This window comes from Staphylococcus sp. EG-SA-2, from assembly GCF_017152085.1.
This window is the reverse complement of sequence record NZ_JACYHC010000112.1, coordinates 1-550: the sequence shown is the minus strand read 5'-3', so window position 1 is coordinate 550 and position 550 is coordinate 1. Positions and strand designations below refer to the sequence as shown.

At 33.1% G+C, this 550-nt stretch carries 1 protein-coding gene; it reads left to right on the top strand.

All coding sequences use genetic code 11. From position 1 onward, the window contains the following. Positions 1 to 550: YSIRK-type signal peptide-containing protein (locus tag IDG60_RS01085; RefSeq protein WP_206160384.1), on the top strand; the 550-nt coding region annotated here is incomplete at both ends.

Sequence of the window (550 nt, the reverse complement as noted above, 5' to 3'; positions counted from 1 at the left end):
GCTTAAACAAATTTTCGATTAGAAAGTATACTGTAGGAACTGCATCGATTTTAGTAGGTACGACATTGATTTTTGGTCTAGGGAACCAAGAAGCTAAAGCTGCTGAAAACACTAGTACAGAAAATGCAAAACAAGATGATGCAACGACTAGTGATAATAAAGAAGTAGTGTCAGAAGCTGAAAATAATTCGACAACAGAAAATGATTCAACAAATCCAATTAAGAAAGAAACAAATACTGATTCACAACCAGAAGCTAAAGAAGAATCAACTAAATCAAGTACTCAACAACAGCAAAATAACGTTACAGCTACAACTGAAACTAAGCCTCAAAACATTGAAAAAGAAAATGTTAAACCTTCAACTGATAAAACCGCGACAGAAGATACATCTGTTATTTTAGAAGAGAAGAAAGCACCAAATAATACAAATAACGATGTAACTACAAAACCATCTACAAGTGAAATTCAAACAAAACCAACTACACCTCAAGAATCTACAAATATTGAAAATTCACAACCGCAACCAACGCCTTCAAAAGTAGACAATCA